This is a genomic window from Amycolatopsis sp. NPDC004378 (assembly GCF_053602455.1).
In genome coordinates this window covers 1,028,642-1,043,029 of sequence record NZ_JBSGDR010000001.1, presented here as the reverse complement: position 1 = coordinate 1,043,029, position 14,388 = coordinate 1,028,642, and the positions used below count along the sequence as shown (strand labels likewise).

At 70.2% G+C, this 14,388-nt stretch carries 14 protein-coding genes; 11 read left to right on the top strand and 3 right to left on the bottom strand.

The window, feature by feature from the left end; translation table 11 throughout:
• Positions 1-25 precede the first annotated feature (25 nt).
• Complete coding sequence (locus ACWEN0_RS05120) at positions 26-607, bottom strand: TetR/AcrR family transcriptional regulator (protein WP_451969058.1); 582 nt, start codon at positions 605-607, stop codon at positions 26-28.
• Between the two features lie 72 nt (positions 608-679).
• Between ACWEN0_RS05120 and ACWEN0_RS05115 the strand changes: the two genes are divergently transcribed.
• From ACWEN0_RS05115 to ACWEN0_RS05085, 7 genes are all read left to right on the top strand, one after another.
• Positions 680-3,106 (top strand): beta-glucosidase H, encoded by a 2,427-nt coding sequence (locus ACWEN0_RS05115; protein WP_451969056.1) that lies wholly within the window; start codon positions 680-682, stop codon positions 3,104-3,106.
• A 152-nt stretch (positions 3,107-3,258) separates the two neighbouring features.
• Entirely contained in the window at positions 3,259-4,161 is a 903-nt protein-coding gene (locus ACWEN0_RS05110) for a GNAT family N-acetyltransferase (RefSeq protein WP_451969054.1), read from the top strand.
• A gap of 91 nt (positions 4,162-4,252) precedes the next feature.
• Positions 4,253-4,690 carry a hypothetical protein gene (locus ACWEN0_RS05105; protein ID WP_451969052.1) on the top strand — a complete coding sequence of 146 codons (438 nt, stop codon included), beginning with the start codon at positions 4,253-4,255 and terminating at the stop codon, positions 4,688-4,690.
• Positions 4,691-4,722: 32 nt separating this feature from the next.
• On the top strand, positions 4,723-6,342 hold the full coding sequence (gene boxC / locus ACWEN0_RS05100; protein ID WP_451969051.1) for a 2,3-epoxybenzoyl-CoA dihydrolase: 1,620 nt from the start codon (positions 4,723-4,725) through the stop codon (positions 6,340-6,342).
• 5 nt (positions 6,343-6,347) lie between these two features.
• Positions 6,348-7,769: a benzoyl-CoA 2,3-epoxidase subunit BoxB gene (gene boxB, locus ACWEN0_RS05095; RefSeq protein WP_451969050.1), complete on the top strand. Its 1,422-nt coding sequence runs from the start codon at positions 6,348-6,350 to the stop codon at positions 7,767-7,769.
• Between the two features lie 9 nt (positions 7,770-7,778).
• A complete protein-coding gene (locus ACWEN0_RS05090; RefSeq protein ID WP_451969049.1) occupies positions 7,779-9,323 on the top strand; it encodes a benzoate-CoA ligase family protein in 1,545 nt (514 codons plus the stop codon).
• Positions 9,320-10,174 carry an amidohydrolase family protein gene (locus tag ACWEN0_RS05085; protein WP_451969048.1) on the top strand — a complete coding sequence of 285 codons (855 nt, stop codon included), beginning with the start codon at positions 9,320-9,322 and terminating at the stop codon, positions 10,172-10,174. Before ACWEN0_RS05090 ends, ACWEN0_RS05085 begins: the two co-directional genes overlap by 4 nt.
• Here the strand turns inward: ACWEN0_RS05085 and ACWEN0_RS05080 are convergent.
• Together ACWEN0_RS05080 and ACWEN0_RS05075 are read right to left on the bottom strand one after the other, a co-directional pair.
• On the bottom strand, positions 10,166-10,546 hold the full coding sequence (locus ACWEN0_RS05080) for a VOC family protein (protein ID WP_451969047.1): 381 nt from the start codon (positions 10,544-10,546) through the stop codon (positions 10,166-10,168). The two genes, ACWEN0_RS05085 and ACWEN0_RS05080, sit on opposite strands and share 9 nt — an antisense overlap.
• A 53-nt stretch (positions 10,547-10,599) precedes the next feature.
• Complete coding sequence (locus ACWEN0_RS05075) at positions 10,600-11,046, bottom strand: MarR family winged helix-turn-helix transcriptional regulator (RefSeq protein WP_451969046.1); 447 nt, start codon at positions 11,044-11,046, stop codon at positions 10,600-10,602.
• 83 nt (positions 11,047-11,129) lie between these two features.
• Here ACWEN0_RS05075 and ACWEN0_RS05070 point away from each other — a divergent pair, with 83 nt between their 5' ends.
• The 4 genes from ACWEN0_RS05070 to ACWEN0_RS05055 are packed head-to-tail and all read left to right on the top strand — an operon-like array spanning position 11,130 to position 14,372.
• A complete protein-coding gene (locus ACWEN0_RS05070) occupies positions 11,130-12,095 on the top strand; it encodes a ring-cleaving dioxygenase (protein ID WP_451969044.1) in 966 nt (321 codons plus the stop codon).
• The gene (locus ACWEN0_RS05065; RefSeq protein WP_451969042.1) at positions 12,092-12,694 is read left to right on the top strand and encodes an alpha/beta hydrolase; all 603 of its coding nucleotides are present in this window, start codon (positions 12,092-12,094) and stop codon (positions 12,692-12,694) included. Before ACWEN0_RS05070 ends, ACWEN0_RS05065 begins: the two co-directional genes overlap by 4 nt.
• Before the next feature lie 42 nt (positions 12,695-12,736).
• Positions 12,737-13,876 carry a dipeptidase gene (locus ACWEN0_RS05060; protein ID WP_451969041.1) on the top strand — a complete coding sequence of 380 codons (1,140 nt, stop codon included), beginning with the start codon at positions 12,737-12,739 and terminating at the stop codon, positions 13,874-13,876.
• 46 nt (positions 13,877-13,922) lie between these two features.
• Positions 13,923-14,372, top strand: a complete 450-nt coding sequence (locus ACWEN0_RS05055) for a LapA family protein (protein ID WP_451969040.1) — start codon at positions 13,923-13,925, stop codon at positions 14,370-14,372.
• The last annotated feature ends 16 nt before the right edge of the window (positions 14,373-14,388 follow it).

Below are 14,388 nucleotides of genomic sequence, written 5' to 3'. Positions count from 1 at the left end.
GCCCCGGGGGCCGGACCGGGACTCGTCAGTCCGGCTTGATGCCCAGCAGGGTCAGGAACGCCCGGAAGCCCGCCGGCATGTCGACCTCGTCCGGGTCCAGGAGCCATTGCAGCTGCAGGCCGTCCAGGACCGCGATCGCGATGGGGGCCAGCTGTTCCGGTGTCGTGCCCGGGGGCAGCTCGTCCCGGTGGCGCTCCAGCATCTGGGTCATGCCCGCCCGGACGCGCGCGTACCGGTCGTGGAAGTACTCCCGGGCCGGGTGGTCTTCCGTGACGCTGTCCGCCGAAAGCACCGTGTACGTCTGGACGATCCCCGGCCGGGTCGCGTTGTAGTCGACGAGGTCGGCCAGCTGGTTGACCGTCATCGACGACTCGTCGCCCGGCGGGGCGTGGCCGAAGTGCAGGAGATCCCACTCGTCACGGGTCTCCAGCACTGCCGCCAGCAGGTCTTCCTTCGTCGGGAAGTAGTGCATCAGCCCCTGCTGCGTCAGCCCGACGCGCTCGGCCACCGCGGCCAGCGAAGTGCCGCGATAGCCGCGTTCGGCGATCACTTCGAACGCCGCTCGGACGATGCTCGCCCGGCGGTCGGCGCCCCTGGCCCGCGTCATGATCCCGAGCCTACGGGAGAAGCTGTCACGGAACCATAACTTTCACTACCCACTGCCAGGTAGAGTAGGGCCATGAGCTTCGACGTCGACGCGCTGCTGGCCGAGCTCGACCTGGACACCAAGGCCCGCCTGCTCGCCGGGCAGGACGTCTGGTCCCTGCCCGCGATCGGCGACATCGGCCTGGCCTCCCTCGTGCTCTCCGACGGCCCGGTCGGCGTCCGCGGGACGCGGTGGAGCCCGGACGACCCCTCGGTGACCCTCCCCAGCCCGACGGCCCTCGCCGCGAGCTGGGACCCGCGACTGGCCGTGCGCGCCGGCCGGCTGCTCGCGCAGGAGGCCCGCCGCAAGGGCGTGCACGTGCTGCTGGCGCCCACGGTCAACCTCCAGCGCTCGCCGCTGGGCGGCCGTCACTTCGAGTGCTACTCGGAAGATCCCCTCCTCACCGGGATGCTGGGCGCCGGCTACGTCACCGGCGTGCAGGACGGCGGGGTCGCCGTCACGGTCAAGCACTTCGTCGCCAACGACTTCGAGACCGAGCGCTTCACCGCCGACGTCCGCGTCGGCGAACGCGCGCTGCGCGAGCTCTACCTGGCGCCCTTCGAGCTCATCGTCCGGCGCGCGAAGCCGTGGGGGATCATGGCCGCCTACAACAGCGTCAACGGCACCACGATGACCCAGCACGCCGAACTGCTCAACGGCGTGCTGCGCGACGAATGGGGCTTCGACGGCTTCGTCGTCTCCGACTGGCTGGCCGCGCGCGACACCGTCGCCTCCGCCAACGGCGGCCTCGACGTCGCGATGCCCGGCCCGCGCACGGTGTTCGGCGAACGGCTCGCGGAAGCCGTGCGCGACGGCGAAGTCGACGAAGACGTCGTCGACGACATGGTCCGCCGCGTGCTCCTGCTGGCCCACCGGACCGGCGCGCTCGGCGACGCCGCCGCGCCGGAGAAGTCCGATTTGGACGGTGACGCGGTCGCACGCGAACTCGCGCACCGGTCGTTCGTGTTGCTCAGCAACGAAACCGGAGTACTGCCCCTGCGCGAGCCGCGGAGCATCGCCCTCATCGGCGCGTTGGCCGAGGACCCGAAGATCCTCGGCGGCGGCAGTGCCACCGTGTTCCCGGACCACGTCATCTCCCCTCTCGACGGCCTCAGGAAGGCCGTTCCCCCGGGCACCGACCTCACGTTTTCGACCGGTGCCGATCCGCGAACGACGCTACCGCCGGCCACCGACAATTTCCGGCTCCGCGTCACGGCCAAAGCCGCGGATGGCACCCGATTGGCTGAATTTCCGCTCAGGGAAGCAAAAATCTCCTGGATCGGGGAACTCCCGGCCGGCCTCGACATGGCGACGCTCGCGTCCGTCGAAATCCACGGCACGTACCTGCCGGAGCGCAGCGGAACGCACACTTTCGGCCTGACCGGTCCCGGCGACCTCCGCCTGACCGTCGGCGGCCAAACCCTCTTCGACGGCGTGAACCTGCCCGAAGGCGGCGACGTCTTCACCTCGATCATGCAGGTGATCGAGCAGCGCCGGGAGGCCGAACTGACGGCGGGCGAGCTGGTGGACGTCAGCCTGACGTACTGGATCCCGTCGGAGATGGCGGAGTTCGCCCGCGGCACCTTCGCCTGGGTCACCTTCGCGCTCGGCCACCGCGGCCCGGTGCTCGACCCGGACGCCGCGCTCGAGGAAGCCGTTGCCGCGGCGGGGAAGTCGGACGTCGCCGTCGTCGTGGTCGGCACCACCGCCGAGGTCGAGAGCGAGGGCTTCGACCGCACTTCCCTCGCCCTGCCGGGACGGCAGGACGAGCTGGTCGAGCGCGTGGCCGAGGTCAACCCCAACACCGTGGTCGTCGTCAACGCGGGCTCCCCGGTCGAGATGCCGTGGCGGAACGACGTCGCCGCGGTGCTGCTGACCTGGTTCCCCGGCCAGGCCGGCGGCGACGCGCTCGCCGACGTCCTCCTCGGTCACGAAGAACCCGGCGGCCGCCTCCCGACGACCTGGCCGGCCAAGCTCGAAGACGCTCCGGTCACCGATGTGACACCGGAAGAAGGCGTGCTCGAGTACGGCGAAGGCGTCTACATCGGTTACAGCGCCTGGGCCCGGGTCGAGCAGAAGCCCGCGTACTGGTTCGGCCACGGCCAGGGCTACACGACCTGGGTGTACGAAGAGCTCGACGTCTACCCGGACGACGAAGGCGGCACGCGCGTCCGAGTCCGAGTCCGCAACTCGGGAGCGCGGAAGGGCCGCGAAGTCGTCCAGCTCTACCTCGCCCCGACCGAACGCGGCGACCGCCCGCACCGCTGGCTCGCCGGCTTCGCGAGCGTCGAAGCCGGGCCCGGTGAGGCCGTCGAAGTCGACGTCGCGATCAAGCCGAGGTCCGTCGAAGTCTGGCGCGACGGCTGGCAGCACATCGCCGGCGAGTACGTCCTGGAGGCTTCGCACGCCTACGACCAGCCGCGGTTGAGCACGCGGGTCGTGCTCCAGAAAATCCGTTGACGGGCCGAAGGGGATTTCTCTAGCTTGTGCCGAGCACCCTTGACCAGCGAAAGGAGGTGGGTCCCGTGATCACGCAACCGATCATGCGCTCCCACCCCGGATCGAGGGTGCCGGGTCCTTAGACCGGGAGCGCACCTCCCGGAAGGACCTTCATGACCGAACTGGTCGTGCGTCCGCTCGAAGCGGGCGAAGAACACCTCTTCACCTCCCTGCCCGACCGCGGCCTCGTCGGCCGCAAGGTGCTCGGCAACGACTTCGCCGAGATGGCCGCCCAGGGCGAATACCGGCCCGAGTGGGTCTGGGTCGCGCTGCGCGAAGACGTCGTCGTGGCGCGGGCCGCGTGGTGGGGGACGCCGAAGGACGAAACCCCGATCGCGCTCGACTGGTTCGACTTCACCGACTTCGACGCGGGCGTCGAGCTGCTGAGGCGGGCGCCGTTGCGGGCGGAGTACTCGCTGACCACGCCACCCGCGTGGCAGGACGACCCGGCCGTCAAGCACGAGGTCGACGTCCGCGTCGAGGCGGCCGAGAAGGCGGGCTACCACAAGCTCGTCGAGCGCTACCGGTTCTGCTGGACGCCGGAAAACGGCCTGCCGGACCGTCCGGGCCGGCTGGACTTCCGGCCCGAGCCGGACGACGACGTCATCCTCGAGGTCTTCAAGCGCGTGCACGTCGGCAGCCTCGACGCGCACGTCCGGAAGACGGTCGAGGAGCACGGGCTCGAGGCGGCCGCGCGAGAAGACCTGGACATCATGAAGTGGATGCCGGCGCCGCGGGACTGGTGGCGGCTGGCGTACACGCGCGAAGGCGACCTCGTCGGGCTGACGCTGCCGAGCCGCAACGCCTACGACCCGGTGGTCGGCTATGTCGCCGTCGTGCCGGAGCACCGCGGCCACGGCTACGCGTACGACCTGCTGGTCGAGGCCACGCACGACCTCGTCGCGCACGGCGCGGACAAGATCGTCGCGGGCACCGACGTCGGCAACGTCCCGATGGCCAAGGCCTTCGCCAAGGCGGGCTACCCGGTCACCCAGCACCGCATCGACCTGGTGTGACACCGGCGGCGGCCTCGTCTTGCCCGGCGAGGCCGCCGCGCGGTACCTTCGATCGCTAGAGCGATCTATCAAGTCGGCTAGGGGGCCCGCGATGGACGTACTTCGGGAGAAGGGGCTGACGCCACTTCGCGTGATCCTCGGCTTCTCGCTGCTCACGACGACGCTGCACTACGCGCACAACGTGATCCGGGCGGTCGACTACCCGCAGATCCCCGGCCTGCCGGTGCTCGCGGCGCAGATCGTCGTGGCCTTCGGCTGGGTGCTGTTCACGACGTTCGGCTGGCTCGGCTACCGCGCCTACCAGCGCGGGAACTACCCGCGGGCGCTGGCGTTCCTGCTGGTCTACTCGCTTTCGGGGCTGGCGAGCGCGGGGCACTTCCTGGTCGGCGTGCCGCGGATCCCGGCGTTCTGGTTCGCCACGATCTTCACCGACTCGGCGGCAGCGCTCGCCCTGTGGGTGTTCGTAACGTGGGCGTGGTCGGTGCTCAACCGGGTGAGCGTGCGAGATCAAGTTTCTACACAACATTGACGTTCGTCTGACTCATGTAGACAATCGGGAGAGTGACCACCACCACGCCGGTGACCTTCGACCGCCGTCCGGACGAGTACCGCCACTGGCGGCTCAACGTCGACGGGGAGGTCGCCTGGCTGGAAATGGACGTCGACGAGCAGGGCGGGCTCGTCGAGGGGTACGAGCTCAAGCTCAACTCCTACGACCTCGGGGTCGACATCGAGCTGTACGACGCGACGCAGCGGCTGCGGTTCGAGCACCCCGAGGTGCGCGTGGTGGTGGTGACCAGCGCGAAGGACAAGGTGTTCTGCGCCGGCGCGAACATCCGGATGCTCGCCGCGTCCGAGCACCACTGGAAGGTGAACTTCTGCAAGTTCACCAACGAGACCCGCAACGGCATGGAGGACGCGACCGAGCACTCCGGTCAGACGTACGTGGCCGCGGTGAACGGCACCTGCGCCGGCGGCGGCTACGAGATCGCGCTGGCCTGCGAGAAGATCCTCCTGGTCGACGACAACTCCTCGACCGTCGCGCTGCCGGAGGTGCCGCTGCTCGGCGTGCTGCCCGGCACCGGCGGCCTGACGCGCGTGGTCGACAAGCGGCGCGTCCGGCGCGACCTCGCCGACGTCTTCGCGACGCGCCCGGACGGCGTCAAGGGCAAGACGGCGGTCGACTGGCGCCTGGTCGACGAACTGGTGCCGCGCCAGGGCTTCCGCGAGGCCGTGGCGAAGCGGGCCCGGGAGATCGCGCGCGAGTCCGACCGGACCGGCGAGGGCGGCATCGAGCTGACCCCGCTCGAACATCGCCATGTCGACGTGGCAGTCGAGAAGGACCGCGCCACGATCACCATCAAGGGGCCCGAGAACGACCCGGGCGACCTGCACGAAGAGGGCGCGAACGGCTGGTTCCTCGCGATGACCCGCGAGCTGGACGACGCCATCCTGCGGCTGCGCACCAACGAAGTCGAAGCCGGCACGTGGGTCCTGCGCACCGAGGGCGACCCCGCGAAGGTCGACGCGCACGAGCAGGCCGTCCTCGGCAAGAAGGACTGGCTGGCCAACGAGATCACGCACTACTTCAAGCGCGTGCTCAAGCGCCTCGACGTCACCAGCCGCAGCCTGATCGCGCTCATCGAACCCGGCAGCTGCTTCACCGGCGCGCTGCTGGAGATCGCGCTGGCCGCCGACCGGCAGTACATCCTCGACGGCCCGCCGATCGACGACGAAGACAGCGAAGAGCGCGCGTCGATCCGCTTGACGGACGCCAACTTCGGCGCGTTCCCGATGGGCAACGGCCTGACCCGCCTGCAGGCGCGGTTCTACGGCGACGACGACCACCTCGCCTGGCTCGCGCGTGAGAAGAACCGCGACCTCACCCCGGCCGAAGCCGTCGAACTCGGCCTGGTCACCGACGCGCCGGACGACCTCGACTGGGCGGACGAGATCCGGATCGCGCTGGAAGGCCGGGCGTCGCTGTCCCCGGACGCGCTGACCGGGATGGAGGCCAACCACCGGTTCGTCGGTCCCGAGACCGTCGAGACCAAGATCTTCGGCAGGCTGGCGGCCTGGCAGAACTGGATTTTCACCCGGCCGAACGCGGCCGGGCCGGACGGCGCGCTGCGCCGGTACGGGACCGGCCAGAAGGCCGTCTTCGACAGGAAGCGGGTCTAGCGCAGATGCCCGAGAAGATCGACTACGACGCCAAGATCCCCAACAACGTCAACCTTTCCGAGGACCGGCGGCTGCAGCGGGCGCTCGAGGGCTGGCAGCCGAAGTTCATGCACTGGTGGGGCGAAATGGGGCCGACGCTCGAGACCCAGGGCGTCTACCTGCGCACCGCCGTCAGCGTCGGCCGCGAGGGGTGGGCGCACTTCGACCACGTCAACGTGCCGGACTACCGCTGGGGGATCTTCCTCGCCGAGCGCGACCCGGACCGGCGGATCGCCTTCGGGGAGCACAAGGGCGAGCCGGTGTGGCAGCAGGTGCCCGGCGAGTACCGCGCCGACCTGCAACGGCTGATCGTCATCCAGGGCGACACCGAACCGGCGTCGGTCGAGCAGCAGAAACTGCTGGGGCTCACCGCACCCAGCCTCTACGACCTGCGGAACCTGTTCCAGGTCAACGTCGAAGAGGGCAGGCACCTGTGGGCGATGGTGTACCTGCTGCACGCCTACTTCGGCCGCGAAGGCCGGGACGAGGCCGAAGGGCTGTTGCTGCGCAACTCGGGCAGTCCCGACGCGCCGCGCATCCTCGGCGCGTTCAACGAGGAAACCGCCGACTGGCTGGCCTTCTACATGTTCACCTACTTCACCGACCGCGACGGGAAGTACCAGCTCGGCACGCTCAAGGAGTCCTCCTTCGACCCGCTCTCGCGCACCTGCGAGTTCATGCTGAAGGAAGAAGCGCACCACATGATGGTCGGCACCACCGGCGTCGACCGCGTGGTGACCCGCAGCGCCGAGCTGATCCGCGAGCACGACACGTTCGACATCGGCCCGCACGGCGGGATCCCCCTGGACCTGATCCAGAAGTACATCAACTTCCACTACACCGTCTCGCTCGACCTCTTCGGCAGCGAGACGTCGACGAACGCGGCGAACTACTACACCGCCGGGCTCAAGGGCCGCTGGCAGGAGACACGCCGCAAGGACGACCACAAGCTCACCGACGACGCCCGCAACCTGGAGAAGCCGGCCGGCGACGGCACCTGGACGACCGAGGAGATGCAGGCGATCCTGCTGCTGAACCTCGACTTGCGCAGCGAGTACGTGGCCGACTGCCAGACCGGCGTCAACCGGTGGAACAAGATCCTCTCCGAGGCCGGCATCGACCGTTCGTTCAAGCTGCCGCACCCTGGCTTCAACCGCGAAGTCGGCATAAACTCCGGCCACCACGTCACTCCCGACGGCACCATCGTCGACGAGGCGACCTGGCAGGCCGGCAAGAGCAAGTGGCTGCCCACGACCGAGGACCTCACGTTCGTCCGCTCGCTGATGCACCCGGTGTACGAGCGGGGGAAGATCGCGAGCTGGGTGGCGCCGCCGCGGCAGGGCATCAACGGGAAGCCCTTCGACTACGAGTACGTGTACCTCACGTAGGAGGTCTGGGTGGCCACAGGGTTCAACGCGGCGGAGTACCTGCTTTCGGCCGGACGCCCGGACGCGACCGCGGTCGTGTCGCCCCGGCGTTCGCTCACCTACGCCGAGCTGGCGGAGGAGTCCCGGCGGGTCGCGGGCGGGCTCGTCGAACTGGGCGTGCGGCCCGAGGAACGCGTCATGTTCTGCATGGTCGACGACGTCGAGCTGCTCACCGGCATCCTCGGCGCGATGCTGGCCGGCGCGGTCGCGGTGCCGGTTTCGACGATGGTCACCGGGCTCGAGCTGGGCAAGATGCTGGCCGACTCGCGGGCGCGCGTCCTGTGCGTGTCCGGCGAGTTCGCCGAGCAGGCCGTGACGGCGGCCGGGCTCGCCCCCGAGGTCACCGACGTGCTCCTCGACCGCTCGGACGCGACGGGGTTCGGCGTCCGGACCCACCAGTGGTCGTCGCTGACCGGCTCGTTCCGAAGTGGACAGACGTGGGCGGATTCGCCCGCGCTGTGGCTGTACACGTCGGGGACGACGGGGCAGCCGAAGGGCGCGATGCACCGGCACGCGAGCATCCGCGCGGTGTGCGAGACGTACGCGCGCGGCGTGCTGGCGACGACGTCCGCCGACCGGTTCCTGTCCGTGCCCAAGCTCTTCTTCGCCTACGGGCTGGGGAATTCGTGCTTCTTCCCGCTCGGCGCGGGCGGCACCACGCTGCTCGAACCTTCACGCCCGACGCCCGCGTTGTTCGCGCGACGAGCACGCGAAGAGCAGCCGACGTTGTTCTTCGCCGTCCCGACGTTCTACGCGGCGCTGCTCGCCAGCGACGTCCCGGACGACTCGTTCGCTTCGGTGCGGCACGCGGTTTCGGCCGGGGAGCCGCTGCCGGCGTCGCTCTTCGAACGGTTCCGGGCGCGCTTCGGCCTGGAGATCCTCGACGGCATCGGGTCCACCGAGGCACTGCACATCTTCCTGTCGAACCAGCCGGGCACGATCCGGCCGGGCAGCACCGGCGTGCCCGTGCCCGGGTACGACGTCCAGATCCGCGACGAGGCCGGCGCGGTGATCGACGCCGTCGGCAAGCCGGGCGAGCTGTTCGTGGCCGGGCCGTCGACGGCGACCGGCTACTGGGCGCGCTACGACGCGACGAAGCTCGTGTTCCAGGGCCAGTGGCTGCGGACCGGCGACAGCTACGTGCGCAACGAGGACGGGACGTACAGCTGCCTCGGGCGGTTCGGCGACATGCTCAAGGCGGGCGGGATCTGGGTGTCACCGTCCGAAGTGGAGGAACGGCTGCGGCAGCACCCGGCGGTCGCCGAGGTCGCGGTGGTCGCCGCGCCGGACAGCGACGGCCTCGACAAGCCGGTGGCGTGCGTGGTGGCGGCGCCCGGGGTTACGGTGGACCCGGACGAGCTGATCGAGTTCTGCCGCGAAGGTCTCGCGGCGTTCAAGCGCCCGCGAGGAGTGGTCGAGGTGGCGGAACTGCCGAAGACGGCGACCGGCAAGATCCGCCGGAACGTGATCCGCGAGCAGGTCCGCGACGTGCTCCGGGTGGTGCCCAGCTCTTGATCGACGGGTACTTCGTGGTCGACGCGCACGTCCACGCGCCGCGCCTGCCGACGCTCAAGCCCGCCTGGATGCAGTGGGCGCACGACTTCGCCGGGGCGTACCCGTGGCGTTCGGTGTACTCCGAAGACGGTGCGGTGATCCCGTCGGCGATGGACGAGCTGATGGCGGCCGAGGGCGTCGACCGCGTGCTGCTGTTCTGCGAGTACAGCCCGCGGGCCACCGGGATTCAGCCGATCGAGGACAACCTGCCGCTGGTCGCGCACAACCCGGCCCGGTTCCGGCTCGTCGCGAACGTCAACCCCTACCTGCACCACCCGCCGGCCGTGGAGGTCGAGCGGCAGCTGGACCTGGGCGCGGTCGCGCTGAAGATCCACCCGGTGCACGGCGCGTTCTCCCCGGCGGACAAGGAGATGTACCCGGTCTACGCGTTGTGCGCCGAGCGTGGCGTGCCGGTGATCCTCCACTCGGGAACGTCGAGCTTTCCCGGGTCCCGCACCAGTTTCGGCAATCCCGAGCTGATGTCCGATGTGGTCGAAGACTTCCCTTCGCTGCAGTTCGTCTTCGCGCACGGCGGCCGCGGCTGGTGGTACGACGTCGCGGCGTTCCTGGCGCTCGCCCGGGAGAACGTCTGGCTCGACCTCGCCGGGCTGCCGCCGAAGAAGCTGCCCGAGTACTACCAGCGGTTCGACCTGGCGCGGCTGGCCGGGAAGTTCGTCTTCGGGACGGACTGGCCCGGGGTGCCGAGCGTGGCCACGAACGTCCGGACGCTGGCCGGGCTCGGGCTGCCGGAGGACGTGCTGACCGGCGTGCTGTCGGGCAACGCGATCAAGCTGATGCCCGGCCTAGCCTAGGACCTGGTGCAGGCACAGCACGTTGCCCTCGGAGTCGGCGAACCAGGCCGCCCGTTCGTTGCCGACCTCGGCGATGTGCGCGACCGTCTTCAGTCCCTCCATCTCGAAGTCCTGGAACCGCACGCCCCGGCTCTCCAGCGTCTTGATCTCGCCTTCGAGGTCGACGACTTCGAAGCTCAGCGCCGTGTTCTCGCTCTGCGCGCCGGCCGGCATCGGGCGGAGGCCGATCGCGCCCGCGCCCGCCGCGAAGTACAGCGTTCCGTCTTCGCCCTTCCCCGTCTGCTTCAGGCCGAGGGAGTCCGCGTAGAAGTGGCCGGCGCGTTCGCTGTCGGTCACCGGGAGCATCGTCGTGATGGTCGATTCGGTCAGCATGACTCCCATGGTGCGCCACCGCGCGCACCCCGGTGACCTCGACTTTTTCAACGTCAGGCGTTGAACGCGCGCAGTGTCCGCATGGCTTCCGCGAGTGCTGCCGCGTCGTCACCCAGCGGGGTCAGCACGATGCGGCGCAGGATCTCCGCCGCCGCGGTCCGGGCCTTGTTCGCCATGTCGAGCCCGTGGTCGGTGAGGGAGGCGAACGTGACGCGGCGGTCGTCCGGGCTGGGGACGCGGCAGATCAGGTCGGCCGCCACCAGGCGGTCGGCCACCTTCGTGAAGCCGCCGCTGGACAGCGCGGCCTCGGTGGCCAGCTTGGTCATCGGCATCCGGTGGTCGGGCGAGCGGACGAGGCGCAGCAGGATGTCGAACGACGCGGGCGCGAGCCCGAGGCGGTCCGCGATCTCGCCCATCAGCTTGTCCTGCGTGGCCAGGTAACCCTCGATGACCAGGCCCCACCACGTGACGATCTCGTCGTCGTCGGTCTTCGGATCCACGGCAGCAGCCTACCCGAAAGTCTGTACGGAATATATCTTGCGAGCGAGAGGTTCTGGGGTTACCTTGACCCGAGGAGGCAACCATGTCGATCAAGACGTCCGGCTTGCACCACGTGACCGCCATCGGCGGCGACCCGCAGCGCAACGCCGACTTCTACCTGCGCACCCTGGGCCTGCGGCTGGTGAAGACCACCGTGAACTTCGACGACCCGGGCACCTACCACCTCTACTACGGCGACAGCTCCGGCAAGCCGGGCTCGCTGATGACGTTCTTCCCGTGGCCCGACGCGCCGAGCGGCCGGCACGGCACCGGCCAGGCGACGACCACGTCGTTCTCCGTCCCCGAGGCCTCGATCGGCTGGTGGAAGCAGCACCTGGCCGCGCAGAAGATCGAGACCGGCGAGATCCGCAACGCCGACGACGAGGACACGCTCACCTTCCGTGATCCCGACGGCCTGAAGCTCGCCCTCGTCGCGCACCCGCAGGGCGACCCGCGCGACCCGTGGGACACCGAGCTCGTCCCCGCCGAGCACGCGATCCGCGGCCTGCACTCGGTGACCCTGTCGGTGACCAAAGAGGACGCCACGGCCGGCATGCTCACCGACGGCCTCGGCCTCAGCTTCGCCCACCAGGAAAGCAACCGCCTGCGCTTCGCCGCCGGCGAAGGCGGGCCGGGCGCGCTGGTCGACGTCCTCGTGACGCCGGACGCGCCGCGCGGGCTGGTCGCCGCGGGCACCGTGCACCACGTCGCCTGGCGCGCGCCGGATGAAGCCACCCAGAAGACCTGGCGCGAAGAGCTCGTGGACCAGGGTGTGCACGTGACGTCCATCTTGGACCGCCAGTACTTCCGCTCGATCTACTTCCGCGAGCCGGGCGGCACGCTCCTCGAGGTCGCGACCGACGAGCCCGGCTTCGCCATCGACGAGCCGCTGCTCGAGCTGGGCCGCGCGCTCAAGCTGCCGCCGTGGCTGGAGCCGCGCCGCGAAGAGATCCAGCACATGCTGCCGAAGCTGAACCTCCCCGCCGAGAACAACCCGGAGCTGTCATGACGCTCGAGCACAAGTACGTCGAAGGCGCGCCGGACGCGCCGGTGCTGCTCCTGCTGCACGGCACCGGCGGCAGCCCGGACGACCTGCTCGGCCTGGCGCGCGAGCTGAACCCGGACGCCGCCGTGCTGGCCCCGGCCGGCCCGGTGTCGGAACACGGCGCGCCGCGCTGGTTCCGGCGGCTCGCCGAGGGCGTCTTCGACCACGAAGACGTCGTCAAGCGCGCGAACCAGCTCGCCGACTTCGTCCTCGAAGCCCGCGAGAAGTACGGGCTCGGCGACCGGCGGCTGGTGGCCGTCGGCTTCTCGAACGGCGCCAACATCGCGGCCGCGGTGGTCCTCCTGCGACCGGAGGTCGTGCGGGAAGCCGCGCTCTTCGCGGCGATGTCGCCGGTTCCGGCGCCACCGGAGCACGACCTCAGCGCGTCGCGGGTGTTCCTGGCCAACGGCGAACGCGACCCGATGGCGCCCCTGGCGTCCACCGAGGAGCTGATCGGGTTCCTCCGCGAGCGCGGTGCCAACGTCGTCACGCAACGTCACCCCGGCGGGCACCAGATCACCCTCGACGGTGTCCGGGCGGCGGCGAAGTGGATCACGGCCTAGCGTTTGTACGGACCGTATATCGGCCCGGCCTACGATCGGGCGATGACTAACGAGGCACTACAGCGCGCCACCAAACTGCTGGATTCGGTCATCCTCGCCGACGGGCACAACGACCTGCCGTGGGAACTGCGGCAGCACGGCGGCCCGAACCCGGTCGAGGCGGCCGCGTCGCTGGACCTGACCGTCCGGCAGCCGGCCCTGCACACCGACTTCCCGAAGCTCGCCGACGGGAAGCTCGGCATGCAGTTCTGGTCGGTCTACGTGCCGTGTGAGTTCGAGGGCCACAGCGCCGTGACGGCGGTGCTGGAGCAGATCGAGGTCGTCCACCAGCTGGCCGAGCGCTACCCCGACCGGCTGCGGCTGGTCGACACCGCGGACGAGGCCGAGGCCGCGTTCGCCGACGGCCGGATCGCGTCGCTGCTCGGCGCCGAAGGCGGGCACAGCATCGCCGAGTCGCTCGGCGTGCTGCGGATCCTGCGCCGCCTCGGCGTCCGGTACATGACGCTGACGCACAACTACAACACCACCTGGGCCGACTCGGGCACCGACGAGCCGGCCCACGGCGGGCTCACCGAGTTCGGCCGCGACGTCGTGCGCGAGATGAACAAGATCGGGATGATGGTCGACCTTTCGCACGTCGCGCCGACGACCATGCGCGACGCGATCGAGGTCAGCTCGGTGCCGGTGATCTTCAGCCACTCCTCGTGCCTCGCCGTCAACGACCACCCGCGCAACATCCCGGACGACGTCCTGGCGCTGCTGCCCGGCAACGGCGGCGTCGCGATGACGACGTTCGTGCCGGCCTTCGTCTCGCCGAAGGTCACCGCGTGGGACCACGAGCTGAAGGCCGCCATGGCGGCGGCGGGCCAGGACTACCGGAACCTGGGGCAGCGCGGGCAGTTCGTGAAGGAGTGGGACGGCCCGGCCAAGCCGAAGGCCACCGTCGAGGACGTCGTCGCGCACGTCGAGCACGCCCGCGAGGTCGCCGGGATCGACCACATCGGCCTGGGCGGCGACTACGACGGCGTCGGCTCCCTGCCGGAGGGCCTGGAGGACACGTCCAAGTACCCGGTGTTGTTCGCGGCGCTGCTCGAGCGCGGCTGGAGTGAGGAAGACTGCGCGAAACTGGCCGGGAAGAACACGCTCCGCGTCCTCCGGGAGGTCGACGGCTTCGCCCGTTAGGGGGGTTGGGGCGGCGCTCCCCGCGCGTGAGACGGACACTGGGCTCATGACGCACGCGCGCGGGGGCGCGGCCGACCGCCCCACCAGTGACTTGCCCGCCAGCGACGGCCCCGGCCGCCACCAGCTGGGCGAAAACGACGTGCCCGAAGGCGCGCTGGAGCCCGCCGAACAGCGCGCCGGTGACGTCCGGCCCGGCCCCGAGGAGATCGCGCCGGTCCGGCCCGCACCCAGCCGGCCCGCCGGGGCCGCCAAGATCAAGCGGACCCGCATCAGCGGTACCTGGGTCGCGGTGATCGCCGGGCTGATCGTGCTGGTCCTGCTGCTGATCTTCATCCTGCAGAACCTGGACTCGGTGACCGTGCACTTCTTCGGCGCCGAGGGCAGCCTGCCGCTGGCCATCGCGATGCTGTTCTCGGCCATCGGCGGCGCGGCGCTCGTCGCCCTGATCGGCGGCGCCCGGATCCTGCAGCTGCGAAAACAGGCCCGCCGCCGCTGACGCAAGCGCTTGCCCG

Excerpts from the sequence above, each read along its gene's own strand:
- ACWEN0_RS05080 (WP_451969047.1), bottom strand. The coding sequence starts at position 10,546 with ATGCTGACCGAATCGACCATCACGACGATGCTCCCGGTGACCGACAGC.
- ACWEN0_RS05115 (WP_451969056.1), top strand. The coding sequence starts at position 680 with ATGAGCTTCGACGTCGACGCGCTGCTGGCCGAGCTCGACCTGGACACC.
- ACWEN0_RS05070 (WP_451969044.1), top strand. The coding sequence starts at position 11,130 with ATGTCGATCAAGACGTCCGGCTTGCACCACGTGACCGCCATCGGCGGC.
- ACWEN0_RS05120 (WP_451969058.1), bottom strand. The coding sequence starts at position 607 with ATGACGCGGGCCAGGGGCGCCGACCGCCGGGCGAGCATCGTCCGAGCG.
- boxB (WP_451969050.1), top strand. The coding sequence starts at position 6,348 with ATGCCCGAGAAGATCGACTACGACGCCAAGATCCCCAACAACGTCAAC.
- ACWEN0_RS05110 (WP_451969054.1), top strand. The coding sequence starts at position 3,259 with ATGACCGAACTGGTCGTGCGTCCGCTCGAAGCGGGCGAAGAACACCTC.
- ACWEN0_RS05065 (WP_451969042.1), top strand. The coding sequence starts at position 12,092 with ATGACGCTCGAGCACAAGTACGTCGAAGGCGCGCCGGACGCGCCGGTG.
- ACWEN0_RS05105 (WP_451969052.1), top strand. The coding sequence starts at position 4,253 with ATGGACGTACTTCGGGAGAAGGGGCTGACGCCACTTCGCGTGATCCTC.
- ACWEN0_RS05055 (WP_451969040.1), top strand. The coding sequence starts at position 13,923 with ATGACGCACGCGCGCGGGGGCGCGGCCGACCGCCCCACCAGTGACTTG.
- ACWEN0_RS05060 (WP_451969041.1), top strand. The coding sequence starts at position 12,737 with ATGACTAACGAGGCACTACAGCGCGCCACCAAACTGCTGGATTCGGTC.